The 6,219-nt window shown below is 42.5% G+C and carries 3 protein-coding genes; all 3 read left to right on the top strand.

What is annotated here, in order from left to right:
* Positions 1-192: 192 nt before the first annotated feature.
* The 3 genes from Q0502_RS16895 (at position 193) to Q0502_RS16885 (ending at position 6,211) form a co-directional block, all read left to right on the top strand.
* Positions 193-621 carry a hypothetical protein gene (locus Q0502_RS16895; protein ID WP_298653400.1) on the top strand — a complete coding sequence of 143 codons (429 nt, stop codon included), beginning with the start codon at positions 193-195 and terminating at the stop codon, positions 619-621.
* A 473-nt stretch (positions 622-1,094) separates the two neighbouring features.
* Complete coding sequence (locus Q0502_RS16890) at positions 1,095-4,271, top strand: TonB-dependent receptor (RefSeq protein WP_298653397.1); 3,177 nt, start codon at positions 1,095-1,097, stop codon at positions 4,269-4,271.
* A gap of 44 nt (positions 4,272-4,315) precedes the next feature.
* On the top strand, positions 4,316-6,211 hold the full coding sequence (locus Q0502_RS16885) for a RagB/SusD family nutrient uptake outer membrane protein (RefSeq protein WP_298653394.1): 1,896 nt from the start codon (positions 4,316-4,318) through the stop codon (positions 6,209-6,211).
* Positions 6,212-6,219 lie beyond the last annotated feature (8 nt).

Here is a 6,219-nt window from a genome sequence, read left to right as displayed (position 1 = left end):
AAATACAAAGGAAGATTAGATTCGCCTAAATCTCCCAGAAATAATTATTTGTCATCTAAAAAAAATTTAAAAGATAAATTATATAATAATGAAAAACTCTACTCCGCCAGACATTCATATATGGGTATTTTATAAAATACTCATCATGTGAATTGAAAAACAAAATCACTAGTCATTAAATAATTTTATAATATGAAAAAATATTTAATAATAATCTTATGCGTTTTTTACTTCTATGGTCTCTTTAGTCAGGAGAACGTAATGAGAGAAGAAAATACGAAGAGTCAAGATTTATTATCAAGTTTATTAACTATTCCAGCAGTTAATAACTCAATAGATTGTATTACACCAATTCCTACTGATATATCGGGACCAAGTAGTAATGTTTCTCTTGGAATAAGGGTATTTTATTATGCTTATGTAAGCAATAATGCTCCAACGCCATATTATTTTCATTGGAGCATAATGCCTGATGAACCAGAAAATGAATTAATCTCAACAGGTACTACGTGTGGTATCATATTTAATAAATCAGGTAATTATACATTAATGGTAAAAATTGAAAATACATGTGGTTTAGGTCCATGGAAGTCCCTACCAATTCATGTAGGTTACTACTGATAAATTAGAAAGAGGTTATCAATATTGTGATGGCCTCTTTCTAAATTTCATTAATCATGTGAATTAGGAGTTAAAGAGAAAATGCAAGAAAAAAGCAATGACTAATTTTCCAAAAACAGGAACAGTAATACTATTTGAGGCATACTGTCACTAAATATCCATGGTGAGAAAATGGAAAAGGATGATGCTAGAGGGAACGTCACTAATTTAATTTTCCCATTCCAAAAAATACATCACAACAAAAATTAAACACAAATATAACAAAGTATATTTATTATTAATTCATCAGGCGATTATGAGTGATTATTAAAAAAAGCCAAACTGTGGAATAGAGAATTTCCAGTTCTGACAAAGAAATAAATAATGCCCTTACTGACTCATTATAAAATAATTGAGCAAACACTTAAAAAAATAGTTATATACCACCTTAAAAGCAAATAATTTTCATATTTAATAATCTAAAAAATGAAAGAATGAAAAAGACAATTCCAGTAAATGTTGGGAAAAGGCTCATGTTCTTTTTTTTATGCATGTATTCAATCGGAATATTTGCACAAAATATTACCGTTACAGGATTCGTAACGGACACAAAGAATGAACCTCTCATCGGTGTAACCCTCAGGGTTGTTGGGGAAGGCGAAAAAGGGACGATTACCGATTTTGACGGAAAGTATATCCTCTCCAATATTCCGCCGAATGCAAAAATCGAAGTATCTTATGTGGGTATGGAGAGCCAGGTAATAGATGTGAAAGGAAGGACATCCATCAACATAGTCCTTAATGAAGATGCAGAACTCCTGGAGGAAGTCGTTATAGTGGCTTACGGAGTTCAGAAGAAAGTTTCAGTAACAGGTGCTATCTCCACGGTAAGTACCGGCGATTTGCGGGTTTCCACATCTCCAAGTCTCGCTAACGCGCTGTCAGGCCGCATTGCCGGTTTGACATCAATGCAGCGTGTGGGGGGACAACCCGGTGTGGACGATGCAACCATGTATCTGCGTGGAGCAAGTACCATTAACGGGACCAATCCGTTGATCCTTATTGATGGTGTTCCCCGGGATAATATCCGAACGCTCGATATCAATGAGGTTGAATCCATCTCGGTACTGAAAGACGCTTCTGCAACAGCAGTATTTGGTGTACGCGGTGCGAATGGGGTATTGATCATTACCACAAAGCGCGGCAAAGAAGGTAAGCCTGAGCTATCGGTAAATGTTACCCAGAGTTACTCTAAACTCACGCGGGAACCGGAAATGCCCGGATCGGTTGAATACATGAATCTCCGTAATGAAGCGATGATAAATGACGGATTTGACCCTCAATTCACACCGGATATCATTGAAAAGTTCCAGAATCCGCTTACAGGGCTCGACCCAAACGATCCGGATTATGAATCCAAAGCTGCTGTAAGAAGATGGATGTACCCGGACAATAACTGGTACAGGATGTTGATCAAACGGTGGTCGCCGCAAACCACGGTCAACACCAATATGAGCGGCGGAACGGACAAGGTTTCTTACTTTATGAACGTAGGTTATCTTCACCAGGGTGGGAACATGAACACCCTTTCGAAAGATATCCTGAAATATGATCCGTCATTCAAGTTAGACCGCTACAATTTCCGATCCAATATCGATTATAAAGTAACGAAATGGATGAATGCCTACCTCAATTTAGGCACCTATATTGAAAAAGTGAATATGCCTAACCCGGGCGTTATGTATGGAGGTGACAGGAACTGGTTGGTACGTGACATGATCTATCAGGCCCAAACAATCCTGCCGATCTCTCCGGGTCCTTCCACTATCCCCGGATTCGGCGTACCGGCCGATCGTCCGCTCGACCCTACCTATCTGAATGTAGGCCATTATGCCGACCGGTCGCCCATTATGATTATGAACTGGTATGGTTATAATCTCGACACCCGTTCAAACCTGAATTCTTCATTCGGTCTTGATTTCGATTTGGGAGCGATCACAAATGGCCTCTCTCTGAAAGGGATGATTTCCTATGACGCTTACGGAAACAATATGACACGGGGAAATATGTTCCAAACAGATTATCAGGCATTCATTGACCCGAATACCGATGAACTCACTTTTTCAGTACATGAACTGAAACAGGACAATTTCTCAATGTCCTATTCCGAAGGTTCAAGATACAATATCAATGTGCAGGGACAACTTTTGTATAACCGCACCTTTGGTGAACATACAATAGGGGGTATGCTCCGCGCCGAAAGAGACTACTGGGATTCGGGGGGTGCTCAGATCCCCTTCAATGTATTGGGTTTTGCAGGACGTGCTACCTATGATTATGCTTCACGCTATTTCGCCGAAGCTAACTTTGGTTATAATGGTTCGGAACAGTTCTCCCCCGAGAAACGATTCGGATTATTCCCCTCTATATCGGCAGGATGGGCTATCTCAAACGAAGCGTTTCTACTCGATAATCCGACCATTACTTTTCTGAAAATCAGGGCTTCTTATGGAAAAGTCGGTAATGACAAAATGGGTAGTGCCCGCTTTCTCTATCTTGATGACATCACCATGGGCGGAGGTTTCTCGGGAAGCCTTGCTGCAGGGAAAGGTGTAAACGAGGGATTGCTGGGTAACAGAATGCTGACTTGGGAAACTGCCGACAAGTATAATCTCGGGCTTGACTTTTCCATCACGAAAGATATCACAGGTCAGTTTGATCTATTCCGTGAAAACCGCTCCCAGATCCTTTTAACACGACAGAGTATCCCCTCATGGCAGGGAACACCTATTGGAAATATTCCCAAAGTAAATATGGGGGAAATATCCAACAAGGGTTATGAAATTGAATTAGGTTATAATAAGCAGGTGAACAGTGATTTATTTATTAATGTAAAGGGTCAGGTATCTTACAACAGGAATAAAGTGATTACTTTGGACGAAGTCCCCCGCGATGAAACCTATGCTTACCAATACCGTTCCACCGGTTATCCTCTGGGACAAAGCTGGGGATACGTCATTGACTGGGATCAGGACAACGGTTACTGGACTGAAGAAACACTGGCAGACCCCAACCGTGTAACTTACGATTTTGGAACCCCGGGACCGGGTGATTTTGTCTACAAAGACCTGAACGATGACGGTATTGTCAATGACAAGGACCAGGCTCCGCTTGGTGTGGGAAATATCCCGCGTTACAGTTACGGGGCATCTTTTTCCGCTCAATGGAAAGGTTTTGATGCATATATTTTCTTCCAGGGTTTGGCAAAATTCAATTCAACCTATGCACAACAGGGCACTTATGAGTACACTATCCGCGGCACCTATTTCCCTTATCATAAAAAAGCATGGACAAAAGAACGCTGGGAAAATGGAGAGGAAATCACCTATCCCGCCCTGCACACACAGGAATCAACCAATCACAAAGCCAACTCATTCTTTGTTTTTGACCGTGACCTGTTCCGTTTGAAAAACTTTGAAATTGGCTATACACTTCCGGCAAACTCCCTTAAGATGTTAGGTATTTCCAATTTAAGACTCTTTGTGAATGGTCAAAACGTATTTACCTGGTCACCTAAATTCAGGCCGGGGCATCTGGATCCTGAAAACGATGACTCTATCGGATATCCGCAGACCAGTATTTTCAGCTTCGGCACAAATATCAAGTTCTAAGTTTATTAACCAGATAAATTGACGATATAATGATGAATAATAATATGATAATAAAAACCGGAGGTCTGGCGCTTCTATTCACGCTATTTCTCTTTTCATGCACTGATGCACTGGACCAGGCTCCCGATGGCAAAATATCTCTTGAGGATGTTTTTAAAGATGATGAAAAAACGGCAGCATATCTGAATACCTGCTATAATTACATTCCGGGAGAAGGTAAGAGATATTATTTCTATATGCGTGGACCGGTAGACTGGAGTGATGAAGCATGGGATACGGATGCCGAAGCCGAATCATGGATCACTTCGGGATTGCTGTATAGCGGTAACGTATCGGCTGCAAACCATTTCAGTTTCAATGAGGATTGGGCAAATAACGGTGCTGGTAATGGAAACTACTGGGTCCGTATGTGGACCGGTATTCGCAAATGTACGGTATTCCTGGATAATATCGACAATGCAAATGTAAAAAGTGAGGCAAACCGTTCTCGTTGGAAAGCGGAAGCGCACCTGTTACGCGCCTATTACTACATGGTATTACTTAAATTTTTCGGGTGTGGGCTGCCTATTGAGAGAACCGCCTATATCTATACTGACGATTTCTCGACCACCGAACGCGGTTCCTACTACGATGTGGTACAATTCATCCTCGAAGACTGCGATGCAGCTCTGTCGAGCCCGAATCTGGAGTGGAGGATTACTACGAGTAATGAAGGGTTCCGCTTTACCAAGGCGGTCGCGGAAACCATCAAATCGAGAATGTCCCTCTATGCCGCAAGCCCGCTTTACAACGGAGGTGAAAACTATTGGGAAGAAGCTTACCAGATAAGCAAACAGGCTTTGGCTAATTTGAGGAATAACGGTTACCAATTATACGACCAGGTCCAGTTCTCTTCATGGAAAGATAATCCGGATGTGCATCTCCCCAATGATGCGGCAAAACTATTCAATGAATATTTTAGCAACAATATGGGTTTTGAGAGCAATCCGACCGACAAGGAGACTATCTACCAGACCAATGCCGGTCAGGACTGGATCAATACCGAGGGGATCGGTGCGGTAATGGGTTACAAATCGGGTTCCTGCCCTTCACAGGAGATTGTCGATTGTTTCGAGACCATTGACGGGCAACCGGTCCTTGATCTCTCAAAACCGTATCTTGATGAGGTTACCCACCTGCAAGCAAACTATAACCCCAATAATACACTCTACGATCCGCAAGATCCCTATGAGAACCGGGATCCTCGCTTTTATGCCTCTATCTATTATAACGGGTCAAAAAGAACCTGTTACTGGATTTTCGACGAAACATCGGAGAGTGTGGAAAACTTCCCGGCAGGTAAAGGTTACCGTACCCGTATCATAGCCACCTGGACAGGTGAACCACAGACAGGACGCCATCCGACAACGCGTAAAGCAACCCGTACCGGATATTTCCTCCGCAAATTCCTCCATCCCAATTCCGGACAGGAAGTGGTAACAGCAGGACATGCTTATGCCAAAGTAATGCGGCTCGGGGAAGTATATCTTAACCTGGCGGAAGCAGCCGCAGAGGCAGGTCATATAGAAGAAGCATACCAGGCGGTCAACGCCATCAGAGGCCGTGTAAATATGCCTCCGCTTCCTTCAGGACTTTCCAAAGAAGAACTTATTCTTCGTATCCGTAATGAACGGAGAGTGGAACTGGCTTTCGAAGCACACCGTTATTTCGATGTTCGCCGCTGGCACAAGCCCGGTGACAATCTCGAAAAAACAGACCGCTGGATCACCGCTGCTCATATCACCCGTAACGCAGACGGCAGCTATACGTATGCAAGAGGTCCTGTTTCCAGGGAACGCTTATGTTATCAGAATAAGTTTTTAAAATTTCCAATTCCGTTGAACGATGTCAACATCATGTTGGCCCTGACAGGAGATAACTGGCAAAATCCGGGTTGGTAACCATTTCT

The sequence above is a fragment of the uncultured Proteiniphilum sp. genome (assembly GCF_937873925.1).
Taxonomy (GTDB): domain Bacteria; phylum Bacteroidota; class Bacteroidia; order Bacteroidales; family Dysgonomonadaceae; genus Proteiniphilum.
This window is presented reverse-complemented; position numbering and strand designations above follow the sequence as displayed.